The sequence below is a fragment of the Rhizomonospora bruguierae genome (assembly GCF_018397995.1).
Lineage (GTDB): Bacteria > Actinomycetota > Actinomycetes > Mycobacteriales > Micromonosporaceae > Rhizomonospora > Rhizomonospora bruguierae.
Genome location: NZ_BBQH01000011.1, coordinates 159,498 through 181,352, shown reverse-complemented (window position 1 = coordinate 181,352; position 21,855 = coordinate 159,498). Strand labels below are relative to the sequence as shown.

General features: G+C 73.5%; 18 protein-coding genes and 3 pseudogenes. 9 read left to right on the top strand and 12 right to left on the bottom strand.

The features are described 5' to 3' along the window. Positions 1-206: 206 nt before the first annotated feature. Positions 207-389: pseudogene (locus KJS59_RS02765) on the bottom strand (ATP-binding cassette domain-containing protein); the annotation flags it as partial. Continuing rightward, positions 386-910 carry a PadR family transcriptional regulator gene (locus KJS59_RS02760; RefSeq protein WP_213450628.1) on the bottom strand — a complete coding sequence of 175 codons (525 nt, stop codon included), beginning with the start codon at positions 908-910 and terminating at the stop codon, positions 386-388. The pseudogene KJS59_RS02765 and the gene KJS59_RS02760, both read right to left, overlap by 4 nt. Positions 911-996: 86 nt before the next feature. Between KJS59_RS02760 and KJS59_RS02755 the strand changes: the two genes are divergently transcribed. Next, on the top strand, positions 997-1,833 hold the full coding sequence (locus tag KJS59_RS02755) for an aldo/keto reductase (protein ID WP_213450627.1): 837 nt from the start codon (positions 997-999) through the stop codon (positions 1,831-1,833). Between the two features lie 79 nt (positions 1,834-1,912). Here the strand turns inward: KJS59_RS02755 and ligD are convergent, their stop codons facing one another. Further along, a complete protein-coding gene (gene ligD / locus KJS59_RS02750; RefSeq protein WP_213450626.1) occupies positions 1,913-2,881 on the bottom strand; it encodes a non-homologous end-joining DNA ligase in 969 nt (322 codons plus the stop codon). Positions 2,882-2,948: 67 nt separating this feature from the next. Here ligD and KJS59_RS02745 point away from each other — a divergent pair, with 67 nt between their 5' ends. Next, a complete protein-coding gene (locus KJS59_RS02745; RefSeq protein ID WP_213450625.1) occupies positions 2,949-4,400 on the top strand; it encodes a serine hydrolase domain-containing protein in 1,452 nt (483 codons plus the stop codon). A gap of 54 nt (positions 4,401-4,454) precedes the next feature. Further along, positions 4,455-5,405, top strand: coding sequence for a PrsW family intramembrane metalloprotease (locus KJS59_RS02740; RefSeq protein ID WP_249713814.1), 951 nt, complete (start codon positions 4,455-4,457; stop codon positions 5,403-5,405). A gap of 120 nt (positions 5,406-5,525) precedes the next feature. On the opposite strand, the gene KJS59_RS02735 is transcribed toward KJS59_RS02740, so the two are convergent. From KJS59_RS02735 to KJS59_RS02720, 4 genes are all read right to left on the bottom strand, one after another. Next, complete coding sequence (locus KJS59_RS02735; RefSeq protein WP_213450624.1) at positions 5,526-5,756, bottom strand: S1 RNA-binding domain-containing protein; 231 nt, start codon at positions 5,754-5,756, stop codon at positions 5,526-5,528. A 128-nt stretch (positions 5,757-5,884) separates the two neighbouring features. Beyond that, positions 5,885-6,439, bottom strand: coding sequence for an undecaprenyl diphosphate synthase family protein (locus KJS59_RS02730; protein WP_213450623.1), 555 nt, complete (start codon positions 6,437-6,439; stop codon positions 5,885-5,887). A gap of 268 nt (positions 6,440-6,707) precedes the next feature. Next, positions 6,708-7,460, bottom strand: coding sequence for a L,D-transpeptidase family protein (locus tag KJS59_RS02725; protein ID WP_213450622.1), 753 nt, complete (start codon positions 7,458-7,460; stop codon positions 6,708-6,710). A gap of 160 nt (positions 7,461-7,620) precedes the next feature. After that, on the bottom strand, positions 7,621-8,454 hold the full coding sequence (locus KJS59_RS02720; RefSeq protein ID WP_213450621.1) for an LLM class F420-dependent oxidoreductase: 834 nt from the start codon (positions 8,452-8,454) through the stop codon (positions 7,621-7,623). 126 nt (positions 8,455-8,580) lie between these two features. Between KJS59_RS02720 and KJS59_RS02715 the strand changes: the two genes are divergently transcribed. The 5 genes and pseudogenes from KJS59_RS02715 to KJS59_RS02705 all read left to right on the top strand — a co-directional run bounded on the left by KJS59_RS02715 (position 8,581) and on the right by KJS59_RS02705 (position 15,299). Beyond that, positions 8,581-9,429, top strand: a complete 849-nt coding sequence (locus KJS59_RS02715) for a class I SAM-dependent methyltransferase (RefSeq protein ID WP_213450620.1) — start codon at positions 8,581-8,583, stop codon at positions 9,427-9,429. 205 nt (positions 9,430-9,634) lie between these two features. Beyond that, positions 9,635-11,695, top strand: coding sequence for a DNA gyrase/topoisomerase IV subunit B (locus KJS59_RS02710; protein WP_213450619.1), 2,061 nt, complete (start codon positions 9,635-9,637; stop codon positions 11,693-11,695). A gap of 13 nt (positions 11,696-11,708) precedes the next feature. Continuing rightward, a pseudogene (locus tag KJS59_RS31980) lies at positions 11,709-11,969 on the top strand (DNA gyrase subunit A); the annotation flags it as partial. 6 nt (positions 11,970-11,975) lie between these two features. Then, a pseudogene (locus KJS59_RS32090) lies at positions 11,976-12,785 on the top strand (LAGLIDADG family homing endonuclease); the annotation flags it as partial. A 174-nt stretch (positions 12,786-12,959) separates the two neighbouring features. Continuing rightward, entirely contained in the window at positions 12,960-15,299 is a 2,340-nt protein-coding gene (locus KJS59_RS02705) for a DNA topoisomerase (ATP-hydrolyzing) (RefSeq protein ID WP_376771113.1), read from the top strand. 21 nt (positions 15,300-15,320) lie between these two features. Here the strand turns inward: KJS59_RS02705 and KJS59_RS02700 are convergent, their stop codons facing one another. The 4 genes from KJS59_RS02700 to KJS59_RS02685 form a co-directional block, all read right to left on the bottom strand. Then, on the bottom strand, positions 15,321-15,788 hold the full coding sequence (locus KJS59_RS02700) for a hypothetical protein (RefSeq protein WP_213450617.1): 468 nt from the start codon (positions 15,786-15,788) through the stop codon (positions 15,321-15,323). Between the two features lie 37 nt (positions 15,789-15,825). Then, positions 15,826-16,263, bottom strand: coding sequence for a PPC domain-containing DNA-binding protein (locus tag KJS59_RS02695; RefSeq protein ID WP_213450616.1), 438 nt, complete (start codon positions 16,261-16,263; stop codon positions 15,826-15,828). A gap of 32 nt (positions 16,264-16,295) precedes the next feature. Continuing rightward, the gene (locus tag KJS59_RS02690) at positions 16,296-17,144 is read right to left on the bottom strand and encodes an AraC family transcriptional regulator (protein WP_213450615.1); all 849 of its coding nucleotides are present in this window, start codon (positions 17,142-17,144) and stop codon (positions 16,296-16,298) included. A 164-nt stretch (positions 17,145-17,308) separates the two neighbouring features. Continuing rightward, positions 17,309-17,935 carry a TetR/AcrR family transcriptional regulator gene (locus KJS59_RS02685; protein WP_213450614.1) on the bottom strand — a complete coding sequence of 209 codons (627 nt, stop codon included), beginning with the start codon at positions 17,933-17,935 and terminating at the stop codon, positions 17,309-17,311. 112 nt (positions 17,936-18,047) lie between these two features. Between KJS59_RS02685 and KJS59_RS02680 the strand changes: the two genes are divergently transcribed. Next, positions 18,048-18,578 (top strand): peroxiredoxin-like family protein, encoded by a 531-nt coding sequence (locus tag KJS59_RS02680; protein ID WP_213450613.1) that lies wholly within the window; start codon positions 18,048-18,050, stop codon positions 18,576-18,578. Between the two features lie 52 nt (positions 18,579-18,630). On the opposite strand, the gene KJS59_RS02675 is transcribed toward KJS59_RS02680, so the two are convergent. Next, entirely contained in the window at positions 18,631-21,843 is a 3,213-nt protein-coding gene (locus tag KJS59_RS02675; protein WP_213450612.1) for a glycosyl hydrolase 115 family protein, read from the bottom strand. Positions 21,844-21,855: the final 12 nt, after the last annotated feature.

The following is a 21,855-nucleotide window of genomic DNA, read 5'->3' as shown; positions in this document are numbered from 1 at the left end:
GCGATGACCAACCCCGCCATCACCATGAGGAAGCCGGGCAGGAACACCGCCACCTGGCCGCGCCCGGTCTGCGGCAGGTGGCCGAACAGGAACGGCAGGACCGGGTGGCCCGACCTTCCGATCATGAAGTAGGCCAGTTCGGCCAGGCCCAGAGCGAGCGGGATCAGCCGGTACGCCCGGGGCGGGCGCGGCGTGGCCCGGCGGGTGACCTCGCCCGCGTCGGGCACGAGGATGCCGGCCAGGCAGTGCAGCAGGGTGGACTTGCCGGAGCCGCTCGGCCCCATGACGGCCACGATCTCGCCCGCCTCGGCGGCGAGGCTGGCGCCGCGCAGGGCCGGCGTCCGGCCGAACGACAGGGCCAGGTCGCGGGCCTCGATCAGCGCGGTCACGGGCGTACCTGGGCGGCCAGGGCGTCCAGCCGGGCCGCGGTCAGCTCGATCCACCGCAGGTCGGCCTCCAGGTGGAACAGGGCGTGGTCGGCGAGGAGGGAGTCGACCAGCGTGCCGGAGCGGCGCAGTTCGGTCAGCTCCCGCATCCGTCGCAGGTGCGCGGCGCGCTGGGCGTCCAGGTACTCCTCCGCCGGGCGGCCGAGCAGCAGCGCCAGCCCGACCTTGGCGAACAGCACGGTCTGTAGGTGCGGCTCGGCCGGTTCCGGCTCGCGCAGCCATGCGTCCACCTCGGTGGCGCCGTGGTCGGTGATCACGTACCGCTTGCGCTCCGGCCCGGCGCCGGGCTCGACCTCGCTGATCACCACCTTGCCGTCCCGGGCCAGCCGGCCGAGGGTCGCGTACACCTGGCCGTAGGAGAGGGGGCGGTCGCGCCCGAACAGGGTGTCGTAGTCGCGCTTCAGGTCGTATCCGTGACTGGGCTCGCGTTCCAGCAGGCCGAGGAGGGTGAGGGGGACGCTCATGCGGCGGACTATATGCTGAGAGTATACGCTCAGCAAATAGTCACCCATTGATCATGCGGTCGGGGGGCGCTGCGATGATCGGACGCATGACCGCGACCGCACCGACCGTCCCGCTCCCGCACGGCGCCGCCCTGCCCATGCTCGGCCTCGGCACCTGGCCGATGGACGACGCCGAGGCCGAGCGCGTCGTCGCGGACGCCATCGGGGCCGGGTACCGGCTGATCGACACCGCCGAGAACTACGGCAACGAGCGGGGCGTGGGACGCGGGCTGCGCGCCGCGGGCATCCCGCGTGAGCAGGTGTTCGTCACCACGAAGTTCAACCGGCGCTGGCACGGCGTGGACCTGGTGCGCGAGGCGTTCGAGCGCGGCCTGGACCGCCTCGGTCTGGACTACGTCGACCTGCTGCTCATCCACTGGCCGAACCCGGACCAGGACCGGTACGTCGAGGCGTGGCAGGGGCTGGCGCGGCTGCTGGCGGCGGGCCGGCTGCGCGCCATCGGCACGTCCAACTTCAAGCCCGCCCACCTGGAGCGGATCATCGACGCCACCGGCGTGCTGCCGGACGTGAACCAGGTTCAGCTCAGTCCCCTGGTGACCCGGGAATCCACCCGGGAGTTCCACGCCAGGCACGGGATCGTCACGCAGTCCTGGTCGCCCATCGGCGGGCAGAAGACCGACGTGCTGCGCGAGCCGGTCGTCACCGAACTGGCCCGGCGCTACGGGCGCACCCCGGCGCAGATCGTGCTCCGCTGGCACGTCCAGCTGGGGCTGGTCGCCATCCCCAAGTCCAGCGATCCGCAGCGGCTGCGCCAGAACCTGGCCATCTTCGACTTCGCCCTCGCGGACGAGGACGCCGCGGCGCTCACCGCCCTCGACCGGGGCGACGCGGCGGGCGCCGACTCCGACGCCTTCGGTCACTGACCGCCCGCCCGGCGCCCCGATCTCGGGGCTACCCGGTCTCTCGGCGGCCCGGTCTCGGGGGCTGCCCGGTCTCCCCCGGCTAGCCGGTCTCCTCGGTGGGGGTGGCGAGGCCCGCGCGCTCGTCGCGTTCTGCCCACGCCAGCAGCGGCGCCAGCGAGTGGGCCACGTCGTCGATGCCGGCGTGCAGGTCGCCCAGCTTCGCGTACCGGGCGGGGACGGTGGCGATCGTGAAGTCGCGGGGGTCCACGTCGTCGATCTCCTCCCACCCGACCGGGGTGGAGACGGTCGCCTCCGGGTTGCCGCGCACCGAGTACGCGCTGGCGATGGTGTGGTCGCGGGCGTTCTGGTTGTAGTCCACGAACAGCGACCTCGGGTCGCGGTCCCGGCGCCACCAGGTGGTCGTTACGTCCTCCGGCGCCCGGCGCTCCACCTCCCGGGCGAACGCGAGCGCGGCCCGGCGCACGTCGCCGAAGCCCCACTCCGGCGCGACCCGGACGTACACGTGCAGCCCTCGGCCGCCCGAGGTCTTCGGGTACCCGGCGATACCCAGCTCGTCCAGCACCTCGTGGACCACGTGGGCGACCCGCCGGACCGTGGCGAAGTCGCACTCGGGCATCGGGTCCAGGTCGATCCGCCACTCGTCCGGGCGCTCGGTGTCCGCCCGGCGGGAGTTCCACGGGTGGAACTCGACGGTGGACATCTGCACCGCCCAGATGACCTCCGCGAGCCGGGTGACACACGGCTCGTCGGCGTGCCGCCCGTACCGGGGAAAATGCACCCGCACCGTGCCGAGCCACGGCGGCGCGCCCTGCGGTACCCGCTTCTGGTGGACCTTCGGCCCGCCGGTGCCGTCCGGGAAGCGGTGCAGCATGCAGGGGCGCTCGCGCAGCGCGCGGACGATCCCGTCGCCGACGCTCAGGTAGTAGTTGGCCAGGTCCAGCTTCGTCTCGCCGCGGGCCGCGAAATACACCCGGTCCGGGTTGGAGACGCGCACCGTGTGGTCACCGACCTCGAGTTCCACCGCTGGGGACTTGCCCGTGCCCGCCATCACCTCAACCTAGTGCCGCGAAGCGGGTCGGTCGCCCGAGCCCGGCCGGATCGGTAGCCTTCAGCGGGTGACCGATACCCCTGAGGCGCACGGGATACCGTCCGCGGCGATCGAGTCATTTCTGGACGCGGGCGAGGCGGGCATCGACGCCCTGCACGGCATGGTGCTCGCCCGGCACGGCCGCGTCGTGGCCGAGGGCCGGTGGCGCCCCTACCGGGCGGGGCTGCCGCACGCCCTGTTCTCGGTCAGCAAGAGCTTCACCTGGACCGGGGTGGGGCTGGCGGTCCACGAGGGGCGGCTGTCCCTCGACGACCCGGTGCTGAAGTTCTTCCCCGACGCGGCGCCCGCCGAGGTGAGCGACCGACTGGCCGCGATGCGGGTCCGGCACCTGCTCACCATGACCAGCGGTCATACCGGGGAGACCACCGAGCTGTTCACGCAACGGCGCGACGGCGACTGGGCCCGCGGTTTCCTGGAGCTGCCGGTCGAGCACGAGCCGAGCGTCCACTTCGCCTACAACAGCGGCGCCAGCTACCTGCTCTCCGCGATCGTGCAGCGGCGCACCGGCGAGACGCTGCTCGACTACCTGCGGCCCCGGCTGTTCGACTCGCTCGGCATCGCCGACCCGACCTGGGAGACCTGCCCGCGCGGGATCAGCGCCAGCGGCTGGGGCCTCGCCCTGCGCACCGGCGAACTGGCCCGGTTCGGTCAGCTCTACCTCAACGGGGGCGTCTTCCAGGGCCGGCAACTGGTCCCGGCGGAGTGGGTCCGGGAGGCAACCGCGTGGCAGGTCAGCAACGGCCGGCCGGACGCGCCGTCCGACTGGTCACAGGGGTACGGGTACCAGTTCTGGCGCTGCCGCCACGACGCGTACCGGGGCGACGGCGCGTTCGGGCAGTTCTGCCTGGTGCTGCCGGAGCAGGAGGCGGTGCTGGCGATGACCGGCGGCCTGTGGGACATGCAAGTGGTGCTTGACCTGGTCTGGGAGCACCTGCTGCCGGCCCTGGCACCCGGGCCGCTGCCCGCCGACGACGCGGCCGCGCGCCGGCTCGCGGAGCGGCTCGCCACCCTCGAACTGCCGCCGGAGCGCAGCCGGACCACGCCCGAGGTCTCCCTCGGCGCGTTCGCGGTACCGGAGCCGGCCCCGCAGGAGGCCCCGAGCCTGCGCCCGCCCGGCCCCGGCTGGCTGGAGCAGCCGGCGATCACCGGCCTCGCGCTGGCACCCCGGGCGGGCGGGTGGCTGCTCACGCTGCGAGAGGGCGACCTGGTGCACCACATCGACTGCGGCGACGGCGCCTGGCTTCCGGGCGAGTACCGCTCCCGGCCGGTGGCGACCAGCGCGGGCTGGGCGGACGGGCGCACCCTCGTGGTGCGCATGTGCTTCCCGCAGTCGCCGTTCGTGGCCGCCGTCACCTGCCGCTTCGACGACGCGGGGCTGACCGCCGAACCCCGACTCAACGTCGACTTCGGGTCGACCGAGTTCCCCGCGGTCCGGCTCCACCCGGCGCCGGTTCCGTAGGCGGCTGTCGGGTACCGGCGTTCTGACGCCCACCCGACCACGGAGGCCGCGACCGTGTCTGCCCACCCCACCCCGTACGCCGAGCACGCCCCCGCCGAGCGGCGCCGCCGCACCTGGCTGCGGATGTTCTTCACGGGATTGGTGCTGTGGCTGGCGACGGTCGTCGTCACGTTCGCCACCGGCAACCCGAACCTGATCCCGACCCTGGTGCTGCTGGGCAGCTTCCTGGTGCCGGTCACGTTCGTCGCCTGGGCCTTCGAGCGGCGCGACACCGGCGAGATAACCGCCGCCCTGGTGTTCAGCACGTTCGTGGCCGGCGGGGTCCTCGGCGTGCTCGGCGCCTCGGTGCTGGAAAGCTACCTGCTGCGCCCGTCCCCGCTGCTGTTCGTCGGGGTGGGGCTGATCGAGGAGGGCGCCAAGCTGCTCGCGCTGGCGCTGCTGACCCGCCGGCTGGCCGAGAAGTCGGTCCGGGACGGGATGATCCTCGGCGCGGCGGTCGGGTTCGGCTTCGCGGCGTTCGAGTCCGCCGGGTACGCGTTCACGGCGCTGTTCACCGAGCGCGGGCTCTCGCTGATCGAGGTGGTGCAGACCGAGATCCTGCGCAGCCTGCTGGCGCCGGTCGGGCACGGGCTGTGGACCGCGATCCTCGGCGGGGTGCTGTTCTCCGCCAGCGACCGCCGCCACTTCGCCATCACGTTCCGGCTGCTGGTCGCGTACCTCGCGGTCTCGCTGCTGCACGCCCTCTGGGACTCGATGCACACCATCGCCGTGTTCCTGACCCTGCTGCTCACCGGCGGCCTGCACCGGACCGCGTCGGGCCTGGTGCTGGTCCGCCCGACGGCCGGGCAGGCGACCCTGCTGCTGGCGATCGAGTGGTCCGGCCTGGCGGTGGTCTCCGCGATCGGCGTGGCCTGGCTGGTGCTGGAGTGGCACCTGGCCAAGCGCCGCCCGCCGGCCTCGGAGCGGCAGCCGCGCGGCTGGCGGGTACCGGTCGCCCGCGGCTGAGCCGGCGCCCGCGGCTCGACGCGGCCGCGGCCGCCCCCCAAATGCCGCGGCTGGCGGCGGTGCGGGGGGCGGCTGGCGGCGGTGCGGGGGCGGCTCATGGCCACCCCCGCACGGCGCCGGTCAGGCCGTGGCCACGGCGACGCGTTCGCGCTCGGTGTCGATGCGGCTGATCCTCACCGGGATGCGGGATCCGGCCTCGGGCCGGGCGCCGCCGGCGAACTCGGCGACGAGCAGGCCGGGTACGCCGCCCGCGACCTCGATGAGGGCGCCGAACGGGACGGGCCGGACCACCCGGGCCTCGATCGTGTCGCCCACGGCGTAGCGGGCGACGAAATCGTGCCATGCGGACATTCGCGATCACCTCCCTCCTCAGCGAAATTCCGCCGGTGCCGGAGGGAGGCGGCGGGCCCCGGGCCCGCGCGCGGATCACGACGTGGCCGGGTCACCCATCCACTCGCGGCGCGAAGCCGACCCGGCAGTCATGCCGGCATCGTAGCCCGCATCGCGTACGCGCGCAGGGCCCGCAGGAACTGCACCTGCCGGAAGCCGGGCCGGTACACCATGTCCTGGCCGCTCCGGCCGGCGTCCAGTTGCTCGGTGGACCCGACGGCGACGGTCAACTCGTACCCGGCGGACCGGGAGCCGGTGACCTCCTCGGCGAGCCACAGCGCCCGGCGGGTGGCGTCGGGGAGGGCGTCGAGGCCGCCGGCGAGGTGCAGGCGCCAGCGGTGCGCGGGGTGGGTCAGGCGCTGGGCGACCACCCGTTCGACCATCTCCAGCGGGTACCGGGCGGCGCTGCTGCGACCGAGGGCGACGGTGACGCGGCGGATGCCCGCGCCGGCGCACCAGCCGAGGACCGCGTCCAGGTGCTCGGGGCCGTAGCGCTGGCCGGCGCCGGTCCGGCCGGCGGGCTGCCGGGGCCCGTCCGTGTACACGTCCATGGCGATCACGACGTGCCGGGGGACGGGTGCGCCGGCCAGTTGGGCGCGCAGCCGCCGGACACATCGGCGGTCGAGCGCGTCCCGGAAGATCACGACCAACACCGTATCGCCTTCCGGCGTCGCCGTGGCGCCCGGTCGCGCGCACCGGTCCCCGGGGAACGGGGTCGGCGGGCGTACACCGCGGCTTCGTCCACAGCAGACTCTCGCTGTGGTGCGTGCGGTGCCAGTGGGACGGCGGCCATGAGATCCTCGTCGGGAAGACACCGAGCAGCCACCGGAAGGCGACCGAGCGGAAGTACCGCAAGCGGGCGAAGGGATGCCTGCCGAAACCACTGAGAGACAGCCCGCCCGATACGCGCCACTAGTAGCGGCCGAGGTCGTCCGTGGGACTCAGCACGATGCGGGGTTGCCCGGCCGGGTCCAGCCAGCGCAGCACGCCGACCAGGTGGTCGTGGGCGAGGCTCACGCAGCCCGCGGTCGGGCCCGGGCTCGTGCCGGACCGGTGCAGGAAGATGCCGCTGCCCTTGCCCGGCACCGGCGTCGGCACGGTCGGCGCCATGTTGTACGTGATGACCGCGAAGTGCGTGTACTGCGGACTGATCGTCCACAGTGCCTCGCTGCCGCCGCCCGGGTTGCTGCCATGGCGGAACGAGTTGTACCCGGGCGAGGCCGGATTCTCGTTCCACCAGTCGTTCTCGACGAGCCGGTGGTACCCGAACGCCACGCCCGGGTTGGCGGCGATGCCGTACATGGTGGGGCCGAACGCGTAGACGCCGGTCGGGGTGCTGCCGTCGCCCTCGACGCGGCTGCGCGGCTCCTTGAAGCCGCTGCGTCCGATGCGCGCCGGCAGCGGGGCGAAGACCGGCCCCCAGTGCCCGGTCCCGGTGCGCGCGAAGGTCTCCACCGTGGCCGATGTGGACGTGCCACCGGGGCCGTGCACGACGACCACCTGCGTGGTGGTCGGCGGCAGGCTCGGCAGAACGGGCCGGCGGACCGGCGCGATCGAGCCGACGAGGCGGGGCGGCACCGTGAGATCGGCGCGGGCCGGCGCGCCGGTGAACAGCGGCGCCGCGGCTCCCGCGGCGGCACCGACCAGCAGCGTTCTGCGCCTCACCCGCCCATCATGGCAGAACCACCCCCCGCCCCACTCCCGCGACGATCCTGGAGTTGTGGGCGGGTCGCGCTATTGGTCGGCTCTGGCTTGTGGTGCACGGCATGCTGGAGAGCGCCGTCGAGCGGCACCGGCCGGTGCGTGGGGAGATCCAGCGGCGGGTCTAGAGCTCCAGCGTCTCCGCCAGGGTGCGGTACCCGAGGAAGGGGTCCGCGTCGGTGGGCATCAGGAGCTGGACGGCGACGTGGTCGGCGCCGGCGGCGAAGTGCTCCGCCAGCCGGGCCGGCACCGCCTCCCCGGCGCCGTGCGCGACCAGGGCGTCCATCAGCGCCTCGCTGCCCGGCGGGCTGACCGCCTCGTCGCTCCAGCCGATACGGCGCAGGTTCGCCGTGTAGTTCGACATCCGCAGGTACGGCTCGACGCGCTCCCGGGCCAGCGCCCGGGCCCGCCCCGGGTCGCCGTCGAGCACGACCTTCTGCTCGGGGGCGAGGACGCGGTCCGGGCCGAGCAGGGCGCGCGCCCGCCGGGTGTGCTCGGGCGTCACCAGGTACGGGTGGGCGCCCGCGGTGCGCTCGGCGGCCAGGCGGAGCACCCTGGGCCCCAGCGCGGCGAGGACCAGGTCCTCCCGGCGCACCCCGCCCGCCAGCAGGTCATCCACGTACGCGCGCAGCGTCTCGTAGGGGGAGGCGTACTCCTCGGTGGCCTCCCGGTGGCCGATGCCCACGCCGAGCACGAACCGCCCCGGGTACGCCGCCGCGACCCGCTGGTACGCCTGGGCGGTGCCGTGACTGTCGCTGGCCCAGACGTTCACGATGCCGGTGGCGACGGTGAGCGTGCTGGTCGCGGCCAGCAGCGGGTCGACGGCGCCCAGGTCGCCGGCGGGGGAGCCGCCGAGCCACAGCGTGCCGAAGCCGAGCTTCTCCACGTGCGCGGCCAGCGCCGGGGTCACCTGCGTCCAGGTACGCCATACGCCGTACCGCCCGAGCCGGTCCTTCATGCCCCGACACTAACCCGCGAGCGTGGCCCACACGGCCGTTCCCGTCGCCGGAGCGGCGATCGGCCCCCGGACGGTGCCGGCGAGCCGGCCGCGCGTGAGGAGATGGCGAGCCGGCATGATGGGGGGATGGGTGAGGGGAACGCGCACGGGCATGCGCACGTGGACTGGGCCGTCCGGGGGCCGGAGATGATCCGGGGAGCCGAGGTCGTCGCGCCGATGGTGAACCGGGCGCTGGAGTGGCTGGCCGGCCGGGTGCCCGGCGCGACCGCGGTGCTCGACGTCGGCAGCGGGCCCGGCGTGGCCGCCTGCACCCTGGCCACGCTGCTGCCGGCGGCGAAGGTGCTCGCCGTCGACGGCGCCGGGCCGCTGCTCGACCTCGCCCGTGAGCGCGCCGACCGGCTCGGCCTCGGCGACCGCTTCGAGGTGCGCCGGGTGTCGCTGCCCGACGGGCTGGCCGACCTGCCCCCGGCGGACCTCGTCTGGGTGAGCGGCGTGGCCCACCACCTGCCCGACCCGGTCGGCACGCTGCGCGCCCTCGGCCGCCTGCTGCGCCCCGGCGGCCTGCTGGCCCTGCGCGAGGGTGGCCTGCCGCACCGCTTCCTGCCGGATGGCGTCGCGCCCGGGCTGCTGCCCCGCCTGGAGGCGGCGGAGCAGGAGCTGGTCGCCGCGCACGAGCACCCGATGGGGGTACACCCCACCCCGCGCGCCTGGCCGGAGCTGTTCCGCGAGGCCGGGCTCACCCCCGCCGGCACCCGCAGCTTCCTGCTCGACCTGCCCGCACCCCTGGACGAGCCGGCCCGCCGGCACGTGCGCGGGTGGCTGGAGGCGGCGGCCCGGCACGCCGGCGACCGCCTCCCGGCCGGGGATGCGGAGGCGCTGGACCGGCTGCTCGACGACGACTCGCCCGGGGGCGTCCTGCGCCGGCCGGACCTGTTCCTGCTCACCGCCGCGACCGTGCACACCGCGACATCCTGACCCGCCGGCCGCCTCGGCGGGCGGGTGCGAGATCTTGGTACCGATCCGGCCAGAACAGGCCAGAAAGCGACGTGTCGTACCAAGATCTCGCCCCGGGCTGCCCGCCGGGCGGCGGGGTAAAGGGTGGTGCTTGGGGGTGGGGTACGACACGGCGCCGGGTGGCGGCGTCGCGACGGTGTCGGTGGTAGGCGATAGGCTCGCCCGCGTGACTGCCCAGCCCGACACGTTGTACGGTGCCGACGATCTGACCCATCTCGAGGGGTTGGACGCGGTCCGCAAGCGCCCCGGCATGTACATCGGCTCCACCGACAGCCGCGGCGTGAACCACCTGATGAACGAGATCGTCGATAACTCCACCGACGAGGGCGTCGGCGGGCACGCCACCCGCGTCGAGGTGATCCTGCACCCCGACGGCTCGGTCCAGGTCGACGACGACGGGCGGGGCATCCCCACCGACATCAACGCCAAGTCCGGGCTGTCCGGCGTCGAGCTGGTCCTCACCCGGCTGCACGCGGGCGGCAAGTTCGGCGGCTCGGGGTACAAGACGTCGGGCGGCCTGCACGGGGTGGGTGCCTCGGCGGTCAACGCCCTCTCCGAGCGGTTCGACGTGACGGTCCGCCGCAACGGCAAGGTGCACCAGATGTCCTTCCGGCACGGGGTGCCCGGCGTCTTCGACGGCGCCGGGCCGGCCGCGCCGTTCACCCCGCAGCCGGGGCTCCGGGTGTCCGGCCGGGGCCGGCGCGGCGGCCCGGCCACCGGCACGTCGATCCGGTACTGGCGCGACGCCCGCTACTTCGAGGCCGGCGCCGCCCTGGACGTCGAGGCCGTCCGCGCGAAGCTGCGCAACACCGCGTTCCTCGTGCCCGGGGTCACCTACGTGCTGCGCGACCACACCGGCGAGGAGCCCGGTGAGGAAACCTTCGGGTTCCCGAACGGCCTCACCGACATGGTCGAGTACCTCACCCCCACCGGCGACCGCCCGGTCTCCGGCATCCTCGTGTTCACCGGCGAGGGCACCTACAAGGAGAACGCCGCCGACGCCAACGGCGTCATGCGGGCCAACGTGGAGCGCCGCGCCGAGGTCGAGGTGGCGTTCCGGTGGAGCACCGGGTACGACCGGGTGGTCGAGTGCTTCACCAACACGATCCGCAACGTGCACGGCGGCACCCACCGCCGCGGGTTCGAACGCGGCGCCGTCCGCGCGCTGACCGAGGCGATCCGCACCAACCGGGGCCTGCTGCGCCCCAAGGAGGACCCACCCACGCTGGAGGACGTGCTGGAGGGCATGACCGCCGTCATCCACGTCCGCATCCCCGAGCCGCAGTTCACCTCGCAGACCAAGGACGAGTTGTCCACCGCCGGCATCACCAAGGTGCTCCAGGGCGTGGTGGAGCGCGACCTCAAGGCGTGGATCGAGGGGCGGCGCACGAAGACCGAGGCGCGCACCGTCCTCCAGAAGATCGTGGATGCCGCCCGGGTCCGGCTCACCCAGAAGCAGCAGAAGGACGCCGCCCGGCGCAAGACCGCGCTGGAGGGCGCGGCCATGCCGGCGAAGCTCGTCGACTGCCGCTCCACCGGCGTCGAGCGCTCCGAACTGTTCATCGTCGAGGGCGACAGCGCGCTGGGCACCGCCCGCCTGGCCCGCTCCTCCGAGTACCAGGCGCTGCTGCCGATCCGCGGCAAGATTCTCAACGTGCAGAAGGCGACCCTCCAGCAGGTGCTGGACAATGCCGAGTGCTCCGCCATCGTCCAGGTCCTCGGTGCCGGCTCCGGGCGCACCTTCGACCTGAACGGGCTGCGCTACGGCCGGGTCCTCATCATGGCCGACGCCGATGTGGACGGCTCGCACATCCGCACCCTGCTGATCACGCTGTTCGCCCGGTACATGCGCCCGGTCATCGAGGCCGGCCGGCTCTACGCCGCCATGCCGCCGCTGCACAAGGTCGTGACCAAGGGCCGCGACCCGCAGACCACATACACCTATACGCAGCAGGAGATGGCGAGCACCGTCGCCCGGCTGGAGAAGGCCGGCAAGCAGGTCGTCACGCCGATCCCGCGGTTCAAGGGCCTCGGCGAGATGGACGCCGACGAGCTGTGGGAGACCACCATGAACCCCGCCACCCGGGCCGTGCGACGCATCACCCTGCACGACGCCGACGCCGCCGAGCGGGTCCTCGACCTGCTCATGGGCGAGAAGGTGGAGCCCCGCCGGAACTGGCTCATCGACTCGGCCGGCCGGGTCGACCGCGACACCATCGACGCCTGAGGGGAGGCGAAACATGGCACGCCGCAAGGGCACCGGCGCCAAGGTCGACCTGTCCGCGTTCGACCGGGCCGGCGCGCAGGTGCACGACAATCCGCTCACCACCGAGGTCGAAGATTCCTATCTGGAATACGCGTATTCGGTCATCCACAGTAGAGCCCTGCCGGACGCGCGGGACGGGTTGAAGCCGGTCCACCGGCGCATCCTGTACTCGATGCACGAGCAGGGCCACCGCCCGGACCGCCCATACGTCAAGTCCGCGCGCGTCGTCGGCGATTGCTTCGTGCGCGGCACGCTCGTCTCCACGCCGGAGGGCATGCGGCCGATCGAGTCCATCGCGGTGGGCGATCTGGTGCTGAACGGCGCCGGGACGCCGGTGCCGGTGACCGCCGTGTACGAGAACCCGCCTTCGGCGCTGGTGCGCGTTCGGTGGACCAACGGGCACACGATGCTTGTCACGCCGGGCCAGCGGTTCCGCACCGTAGCGGACGATGTGGCGCAGGAGTGGACAGCCGCGCACAACCTCACCGGCAAGCTGACCCTGGCGTACGGCGCGCGCCGTTCCGTGGCGCTGGCCGCTGCCGTCGACGCGGCCACCTACGCCTACGTGCGCGGCCTCCTCGTGGCCGAGGGTTTCCCGGTGGGTCGGGCCCGCGCCGCCGACCAGCGGGTGCGCATCCGCATGCGCGACCCGGAGCCCCTCGACGTCGCGCACGGGTGGGCCATGTCGGCCGGCCTCTCCGTGTCCCGTGGCAAGCGCGAGGCGACCGAGCCCACTGACCGCGACCAGCACATCCTCACGTTCGGCCGGCATCCGGGCCTGCTTGCGGCGGCCATGGGGCCGTCGGCCGACCGGGTCGTCCCCGCGGACGTCCTGGCGGATCGGTCGAGCTGGGCGCCGTTCCTCGCCGGCCTGTTCGACGGCGACGGCTACCTGCGCAAGCGCCACCGGGAGATCGTCTTCGTCGGCACCAGCGAGCGGTTGATTCGCCAGGTCTACTCGATGTTGGCCGATCGGGGAGTCCACGGGCAGCACTGGGCCCGACCGTCCAAGACCGGCCACCGGACGCTGGTGGGTCTTTCCATCTCGGGCCGCGACGCGGCTGCGCTGGCCCGCCTGCTGCTGCCCTGGCTCAAGGTCGGCTACAAGCAGGAGCAGCTGCGCCGGATTGTGGACGTGGATTACCGGTACGGCGGTAAGCGGGGCCATGACCGGCTGCGGCGGATCGAATCGCCGCTCGCGGAACGGCTCGACGCGCTGTCGGGCATGTCGTTCCTCCGGGTCGAATCCGTCGAGCCGGCAGATCCGGATGTCACGTACGACATTCAGGTCGGCAGCGACGAACACGCGTTCGTGGCCGAGGGGCTCGTGGTGCACAACTGCATGGGTAAGTACCACCCGCACGGTGACCTCGCGATTTACGACGCCATGGTGCGGCTCGCGCAGGGCTTTTCCCTGAATGCTCCACTCGTCGACGGGCATGGAAACTTTGGCTCCCCGGACGACGGGCCGGCCGCGTCGAGGTACACCGAAGCGCGAATGTCCCGCGAGGCGATGCTGCTCGTCGGCGAGCTGGGCGAGGAGACGGTCGCCTTCAAGTCGAACTACGACGGCTCGCTCCAGGAGCCGACCGTGCTGCCGGCGGCGTTCCCGAACCTGCTGGTGAACGGCACCTCCGGGATCGCGGTCGGGATGGCGACGAACATGATCCCGCACAACCTGGGCGAGGTGGTCGCGGCGGCGCGGTGGCTGATCAACCACCCGAACGCGACGCTGGACCGGCTGATGGAGTTCGTGCCCGGCCCGGACCTGCCGACCGGCGGGCTGCTGCTGGGCCTGGACGAGGTGCGCCGGGCGTACGAGACCGGCCGGGGCGTGGTCCGGATGCGGGGGCGGGTGGAGATCGGCCCGCTGGAGGGCAGCCGGGGCCGGCAGGCGATCACGGTGGTGGAGCTGCCGTACGGGGTCGGCGCGGAGAAGGTGATCGAGAAGATCACCGACGAGGTGAACAAGACCAAGCGGTTGCAGGGCATCGCGGACGTGAAGGACCTGACCGACCGGGAGAACGGGACCCGGCTGGTCATCGAGTGCAAAGTCGGGGTGAACCCGCAGGCGCTGCTGGCCGACCTGTACCGGCTGACCCCGCTGGAGTCGTCGTTCGGCGTGAACAACCTGGTGCTGGTGGACGGGCAGCCGCGCACGCTGGGCCTCAAGGAGCTGCTGGACGTGTTCCTGGCGCACCGGTACGAGGTGGTGACCAGGCGCACGACGTTCCGGCGGCGCCGGCGGGAGGAGCGGCTGCACCTGGTGGACGGCCTGCTGGTCGCGCTGCTGGACATCGACAAGGTGGTGCGGCTGATCCGGGGCAGCGAAAACGCGCAGGCGGCCCGGGAGGGGCTGATGCGGCAGTTCAAGCTGACCGAGATCCAGGCCAACTACATTCTGGACACCCCGCTGCGCCGGCTGACCAAGTTCGACCGGCTGGAGCTGGAGCAGGAGCGGGAGCGGCTGCGCGCGGAGATCGCCGAGCTGTCGGCGATCCTGGACGACGACCGGGTACTGCGGAAGGTCGTCTCGGACGAGTTGGCGAAGGTGGGCAAGGAGTTCGCCGCGCCGCGGCGTACCACGCTGATCGACGGGGACCTGAAGGAGGTGCTGGCGGCGTCGGCGCCGGCCGGTCCGCTGGAGGTGGCCGACGACCCGTGCCAGGTGATCCTGTCCGCGACGGGCTTGGTGGCCCGCACGGCGGCCGAGTCGGAGGAGTCGACCGAGGGCCGGCGGCGCAACGGGCGGGTCAAGCACGACGCGGTCCGGGCGGTGGTGCACACCACGGCCCGGGGGCAGGTGCTGCTGGTGACCAGCGCCGGCCGGGCGTTCAAGACGGACGTGCTGCCGCTGCCGGTCCTGCCCGAGCAGGCGGGCACCGTGTCGCTGCGCGGCGGCATGTCCGCCTCCGAACTGGTGCCGCTGCGGCCGGGCGAGCGGGTCGTCGGCCTGGCCCCGCTCGGCGGGACCGGCGCGGGCTCGCCCGGCCTGGCGCTGGGCACCCGGCTGGGTGTGGTGAAGGTGTGCGCGCCGGAATGGCCGGTCCGCTCGGATGAGTTCGAGGTGATCGGGCTCAAGGACGGCGACGAGGTGGTCGGCGCCACCTGGCTGACCGACGGGGCGGAGACGTTGACGTTCGTCACCTCGGCGGCGTCGCTGCTGCGGTTCGGGGCGAACCTGGTGCGGCCGCAGGGGCTGCGCAGCGGCGGCATGGCCGGGGTCGCCATGCCGGCCGGGGTGGAGGTGGTCTTCTTCGGGGCGATCCGCACCGACGATCCGGCGCACGGCGAGCCGATGCTGGTCACGTCCACCGGCGGCAGCGTCAAGGTGACGCCGTTCGCCCTGTACCCGGCGAAGGGGCGGGCCACCGGGGGTGTCCGGGTGCAGCGCTTCCTCAAGGGGGAGCGCCGCCTGGTGGTGGCTTGGGCGGGCCCGCGGCCGGTGGGCGCCAGCGCGACCGGCGACCCGGTCGAGCTGCCGCCCGCCGACACCCGGCGGGACGGCTCCGGCGCCGCGGTGTTCGGCCCGGAGGTGGTCGGCCACCTCATCGAGCGCGGCTAGGTTGGTGGCGGCCAGGCGCCGTCAGTCGGCCGCGGGGCGCGACCGGGTCCCGTCCTGCGCGCGGTCGGCGCGGCGGGCCAGGTAGCGGAGGCGGCGCTCGACCACCCGGTCCACGTGCAGGGCGAGCCACAGGCACAGCACCGCCAGCGGAAGCTCCACCAGGACCGCCGTGGCGAGCGCGCCGGGCAGCCCGTCGCGGGGGGTGGTGGCGATGTCGAACCAGCCGTCCACCACCAGCATCGTGCCGGTGGCGGCCGCGGCGAGTTCGGTCCGCCGGTGGCCGTGCCAGGCCAGCACCGCGGTGGCCAGCAACAGCGCCACCAACCCGCAGTCGAAGCCGACCCAGGCGAGGCGGTAGTGCCCGGTGAGCACGTGCCGGGGGAGTGTGGCGGCGAGGTAGCCGGTCCAGCCGACGGTGCCGGCGGCCAGCGTGGCGAACACCGGGGCAACCCAGCCCGGCACGGTCCGCGGCCGGCCCTCCTCGGTCACCGCCGGACTGGATGACACGCTCGCGGTCGGGCGGCCGTCAGGCGCTCGGGTCCATGAGGACCAGGCCGGACTCGGGGTCCCAGCGCTTGGTGAGTTCGGGCGCGACCTCGGTGACGATCAGTTCGAGGGTGGGCCAGACGGTGCCGCTGAGCAGGTGGCCGCCGACCGTGGCGCCGTCGCGCCGGCCGAGCACGGCGTGCAGGTGCGGCTCCGGGTGGCCGTCGTGCACGGCGATGTCGCCGAGCAGGGACAGCACCTCCACCTGCCCGTCCACCGGGATCCGCTCGTACTCGCGGCGCACCCGGTCGAAGTAGCCGAGCACGGCGGACTCGAAACCGCCGACCGCGGTCACCTGGGCGGCGGCGATGCCGTGCTCGCCGGCCGCCGCGGCGCAGGCGGCCACCGCCTCCTCCCGCTTGTCGGGTACCACGACCAGGACCCGCCGGTCGCCGGAGCGGAGTTCTCGGGTGCGCATGGCGGCCGGTTACCCCCGCGGCCACGGGCCAATCAGGCGCCGGGGAGATTGCCGGCGACCCGGGAACGGGCGGCCCTGGGCCGGCGGGTGGCCTCGGCGGAGCGCCCGGTGGCGCGTTTGTAGGCCCGGCTGAACGCGACCGCCGAGCCGTACCCGGTGGCGGCGGCAGCCTCCGCCGTGGACAGTCTCTCGTGGACGATGAGGTCGGTGGCGAGCCGCATCCGCAGGCCGGTGAGGTACGCCATCGGGGTGCTGCCGACCTGGTCGGTGAAGCGCTGGGCGAACTCGGAGCGGGACAGCCGCGCCTGCGCCGCCAGGCTCGCCACCGTCCACGGCCGGGTGGGGTGGCGGTGCATCGAGTCCAGCGCCCGGCCGAGGTGGTCGTCCCGCAGCGCCGCCGCGTACCCCCGCAGCGCCCGCGGGTGCTCCAGCAGCCAGACCCGGATCGCGTGCCCGACCAACCCGTCCATCAGCGCGGGGACCATCGCGGCGGTGTGCGGCGGCAGGTTCGCCGCCTCGGGGCCGGCCAGCAGCGGGCCGAGCCAGCCCTCACCGACCGGCACCACAAGCAGGTCCGGCAGAAGGGCCAGCGCGGCGGGGTCGGCCGGGTCGAAGGCGGTGCCGCCGCTGAGCAGCACGGTCCGCTCACCGTCGGGGTCGTGGCGCAGCCGGTGACCGAGCCCGTTCGGCACCACGACCAGGTCGCCGGCGTGCAGCCGGCGCGCCTCGCCCAGGCCGTGCACCGACGCCCGGCCGGTCGCCACGAAGTGGAACAGCGCCATCGGGACCGGGGCCACCTCCCGGGGCGCGGACAGCTCGTATCGACGGTGGTACCGGGTAACCGTGTGCAGCTCGGTCAGCAACTCGGTGACAACACTCACGGTGCTCGCCTTTCGTTCGCGACTGCGGTGCTTCCTGCGCGGTCGCCGGTCCTGCGGTCGGCGCGCTCCGCGCGCTCACGGTGTTTGCCTTTCGTTCGCGACTGCGGTGCTTCCTGCGCGGTCGCCGGTCCTGCGGCCCGGCGCGCTCCGGGCGCTCCTCGCGCTCACGAGTGGTCGATGGTAGCGGCGATCCCGGCCAGCAGGAGGGCCAGCCCACCCTCGAATTCCTCGTCCGGACCTATCGTCGCGGCGGTTCGGGCCGTCTCGGCGAGGAAGGGGTGGCGGCGGTCGGGCAGGGCGGCCATCGCCGCGGTGCCGGAGCCGGCCAGCGGCGCCCGGTACTCGTTCTCCAGCGCGCCGATGACGTAGCTGAGCACCGCCCGGAACACCACAACCCGATGCCGGCCGGCGAATCCGGCGTCGGTGAGCACGGCCAGCATCGCCTCGGCCCAGCGCAGCACGCCCGGCGAGTGGTGCCGGTGGGCCTGCACCAACGGTACGACGGCCAGGTGTGCCCGGACCGCGGCCCGGCACCGGCGGATCAGTTCGGTGAGGGCGGCGCGCCAGTCCGGGGTGGGTGGCGGGGTGATGTCGACGCCGTCGAGCACCAGGTCGACCACGAGCCGCTCCACGGTGCCCCGGTCCGGCACGTACCGGTAGAGCGACATCGTGCCGACGCCCAGTTCCTTGGCGACCGTCCGCATGGACAGGGCGTCGGGGCCGGCGCGGTCGATGACGGCGAGCGCGGCGGTGGCGATCGCGGTGTCGGTCAGGGAGCGGGGACGGGGCATGACCTTTTCGGTTTCTCCGGGATCCGTGCCGGCTCCCCGCCGGCCGGGCAGTTCAGCGTACAGAGTACGCCTATACTCGTAGGAGTACGTTGTACGCACACGGGGAGGGATCATGGACGACACGTGGGAGAGCGTCACCGGCGAGGCGGTGCCCGTTCCGGACCCGGAGCGCCTGGTGCACCTCCAGTTCCGCCGGTTCGCCGGCTGCCCGGTCTGCCATCTGCACCTGCGCCAGTTCGTGCTCCGGCACGCGGAGATCGAGGCCGCGGGCGTCCGCGAGGTGGTCGTGTTCCACACGCCGGCGGAGGAACTGCGCGAGCACGTCGCCGACCTGCCGTTCGTGGCCATCGCGGACCCGCAGAAGCGCCGGTACCGCGAGTACGGGATCGAATCGTCCCCGCGCGCCCTGCTCGACCCGCGGGCCTGGCCGGCCATCCTGCGCGGCGTGGGTCGCACCCTGCGGCTGCTGCTGACCGGCCGGGCGAAGGCGCCGTCCGCGCGCCCCGCCGGGGGGCGGTTCGGCCTGCCCGGCGACTTCCTCCTCGCGCCGGACGGCCGGATCGTCGCGAGCAAGCGCGGCGCGCACGCCGACGACCAGTGGTCGGTGGACGAGTTGCTGGCGCACGCGCGGGCGGCCCGCTGACGCGGGGGCGGGGAGGGTCGTGGGCGCCCCTCCCCGCCGTCACCCGCCGCTGCTATCCCAGGCGCCGGCTCTCCGGCGGCCCGAGGTAGCTGTCGGCGACGCCGCTACCCGCGGGTCCGCCCGTGTCGAGCACCAGGTTCTGCAGGACCACCGTCGGGTCCACCAGCCAGAACTTGATCGTGTGGACGCCCGGGCCGGCGAGCACGTGCGTCGTGGTCGTGCGGTTGACGTTGTCGGAGGTGTTGCGCTCCCACTGCCGGTTCATCGTGGTGTCGTTCGCGCCGGTCGCCGTGGTGATGTTGACGATCTGCGGCGCCTGGTCGTCCACCGAGATCGCGTACCGGAGCCCGGCCGGCGACAGCGTCGGGTTGCGCGGGGAGAGGTACGCCGTGATCGACACCGGCCCGCCCCGGGTGGTCGTGACCGTGTACTCCAGGCGTGGCGAGTTCCCGCCCGGCGTCACGCTCGGCGTGGTGACCGGGATCGCCGCCATGCCGGCGCCCGTGCGGCCGATGTCCGGGATCCGTTGCCACGTGACGCCGGCCCGGCCGGCCGCCGTGGTGTAGTGGTCCGCCTCGATCGACACGTACCCGTTGGCCTCGACGAAGCCGCGCACCCGCGCGCCGGCCAGCGAGTTGTCCACGATGGCCTCGACCACCACGCTCCTGCCGGCCCCGGTGACCGTGATGGGTACCCGGGTGATCCCGCGCGGTGCCCGCTGCCAGTCCACCGACACGGACGCACGGATCTGTTTCTCCACCCGGCCGGCGGCGCTCGACACCCGCACCCACGGCTGCCCGGCCCGGATGGTGTAGGTGAACGGCGTCGCGCCGCGGTTGAACACCTCGATGTACTGGCCCGGCTGGCTCTGGTACGGGCTGAACGAGGGCAGCACGGCCGGCGGCGGCGTATCCGGTGCCGCGGCGTCCGGCCACCACTGCCGCGAGCCGTCGATCGCCACGCCCAGGTCGGCCGCGGCCGGCACCTCGATCCGCCTCACCGCCGGGAAGATGACGTCCGGCAGCGCCTCGTTGTTCAGTTCGGGCTGCTGCCATGGCGCGTTCGGCCCGTACCGGGTCACGTCGCCGTAGCCGATGTGCGGCTGGGTCTGGAAGTCCTTCCACTTGCCGCCGGCCAGCGTGGTGTTGTAGTAGTCCGACATCGCCTGGTCGTCGGCGAACCGGGCCTCCGCGGTGGCCGCCAGGTCGTTGGTGGCGGCCCGCCCCTGCGCCGCGTACAGGATGTTGGTGAACTCGGCCTGCCGCAGCGCGTACAGGTTCGCCGTCGCCTTGATCTGGTAGAGCACCAGTTGGTAGTACGCGTCCTGCGCGGCCGCCGGCAGCGACCGGCCGACCGCCTGTGCCCTGGCCGAGAGCCGCTGCCACCGCGCGGTCACCCGGTCCATCTCCCGGTAGTTGGTCAGGCTGAACGGGTTGGCCTGGTCGTCGTAGACCACCGCCGAGGAGTCGGTGGTGATGTCCTTCGCCGGGGCCACGCTGATCTTGCGGTTGAGCAGTTCCGGCTTGCGCCGCGACTGGAGCGTCCCGTATTCGTGCAGCAGGTCGGCGATGGCGGCCGCCCGCTCGGGGCCGAAGTTCTGCGCCGCGTACCGCCGCTCCCAGTCGCCGAGCCGCTCCAGCGGGAGCTTCGCCGGATCCCACGCGTAGTCGAGGAAGAACTGCAACGGCAGCTCCTCGTTCTTCAGGTCACCGACGTTGACCACCCACAGCCGGTCCACGCCGTACCGGTACGCCTGGTTGAGCTGGTCCCAGGTGTTCGGCAACTGGGTGGTGTCGACCCACTTGTAGCTGCGGCCGCCGCCCACGTAGTCGAAGTGGTAGTACATCCCGTACCCACCGGCCCGCCGCGGCGCGCTCGGGTCGGGCAGCTTGCGCAGGTTGCCCCAGTTGTCGTCGGTGAAGACCACGGTCACGTCGTCCGGCGCCCGCAGCCCCTTGTCCCAGTACCGCTGCACCTCCTTGTAGAGGGTCCAGACCTGCGGGATCGAGGTGAGGTCCGCGCCGGTCTGGTCGGCGAGGATCTCGCGCTGGGCGGCGATGATCTGCTGCATCAACTCGATGCCGTCGCCGTCGGGCAGGCTCACGTCGCCGTTGCCGCGCATGCCGAGCGTGACCACGCCCGCGAAGTCCCCGTCCGCCATCCGCCGGACGCCGTCCCGCCAGTACGCCTTGATCGCCTCGGCGTTGCGCCGGAAGCTCCACTCGCCGGTGCCGCCGTACGGGTCGTGCCCGGGCACCGTGATGTTCCCGGCGGCGTCCCGCTGCGCGGCCACGGCGTGCCGGTTCCACTCCTCGATGCCGCGCATCATCGGCGCCTCGTGCGAGGTGCCCATGACCACGCCGTACGCCTTGGCCGTGGCGTGGTTGGCCGGGTCGTCCTCGGCGAACGCCCGGCCCCAGACCGCCGGCCACAGGTAGTTCGCCTTCAGCCGCAGCATCGTCTCGAAGACCCGGGCGAAGAACCCGCTGGTGAACCCGTCGGGGTAGCCGGGCGCCAGGCCCGGGCCGAAGAACCGGGGCGCCCACCGCCCGAGCGCCGGGTTCTCGTCGTTGATGAAGAATCCGCGGTACCTGACCGCCGGGGTGCCCTGGCTGTGCCGGCCCGGCAGCACGTACAGCGCGTCCTGGTGGCGGGGCACGACGTCGTCCCAGAACCAGTACGGCGAGACGCCGATCTGCTTCGACACGTCGTACGCGCCGTAGATCGTGCCGCGCTGGTCGCTGCCGGCGATGACGAACGCCCGGCGCAGGCCGGGCAGCGGGTCGGCGATGACCTGCTCGATCGTCGTCTCCCACCGGCCGGCGACGCCGCGCACGTCGAGGCGCCCGGTGCTCACCAGCCGGTCGATCAGCGGGCTGCGCCCGATCGTGCCGACCAGCACCACCTCGCCGGTCGTGGGCACGGTGTCGACCGAGATCGCCGGCTGCACGCCGGTCACCTTCTCGATGTCCGTCTGGAGGTCGCCGACGACCCGGAGCACGCCGGGGTGGTCGGCGGCGCTGACCACGATGGTCGCCGCCCGGCCGCCGGCGACCAGCGGGAACCGGTCCGGCTCGGGCAGCGTGGACAGGTAGCGGTCGGCCTCGGGCACCAGACCCATGAGCCCGTCCGTCGGGGCGTGGGCGGGGCGAGCCGCGGCGGGTGTGGCGCCGGCGGGGGCGGCGCTTCCGATGATCACCAGCGGCAGCGCGGCCGCGAGTAGCCGCGCGCCACGCACCGGTAAGCCAACGGGCTTGCTGGGCATGGCGAACCTCCG

Coding starts and splice junctions, on each gene's coding strand:
- KJS59_RS02760 (WP_213450628.1), bottom strand. CDS start 910: ATGAGCGTCCCCCTCACCCTCCTCGGCCTGCTGGAACGCGAGCCCAGT.
- KJS59_RS02755 (WP_213450627.1), top strand. CDS start 997: ATGACCGCGACCGCACCGACCGTCCCGCTCCCGCACGGCGCCGCCCTG.
- ligD (WP_213450626.1), bottom strand. CDS start 2,881: ATGGCGGGCACGGGCAAGTCCCCAGCGGTGGAACTCGAGGTCGGTGAC.
- KJS59_RS02735 (WP_213450624.1), bottom strand. CDS start 5,756: ATGTCCGCATGGCACGATTTCGTCGCCCGCTACGCCGTGGGCGACACG.
- KJS59_RS02720 (WP_213450621.1), bottom strand. CDS start 8,454: ATGAAGGACCGGCTCGGGCGGTACGGCGTATGGCGTACCTGGACGCAG.
- KJS59_RS02715 (WP_213450620.1), top strand. CDS start 8,581: ATGGGTGAGGGGAACGCGCACGGGCATGCGCACGTGGACTGGGCCGTC.
- KJS59_RS02705 (WP_376771113.1), top strand. CDS start 12,960: ATGTCGTTCCTCCGGGTCGAATCCGTCGAGCCGGCAGATCCGGATGTC.
- KJS59_RS02695 (WP_213450616.1), bottom strand. CDS start 16,263: ATGCGCACCCGAGAACTCCGCTCCGGCGACCGGCGGGTCCTGGTCGTG.
- KJS59_RS02685 (WP_213450614.1), bottom strand. CDS start 17,935: ATGCCCCGTCCCCGCTCCCTGACCGACACCGCGATCGCCACCGCCGCG.
- KJS59_RS02680 (WP_213450613.1), top strand. CDS start 18,048: ATGGACGACACGTGGGAGAGCGTCACCGGCGAGGCGGTGCCCGTTCCG.
- KJS59_RS02675 (WP_213450612.1), bottom strand. CDS start 21,843: ATGCCCAGCAAGCCCGTTGGCTTACCGGTGCGTGGCGCGCGGCTACTC.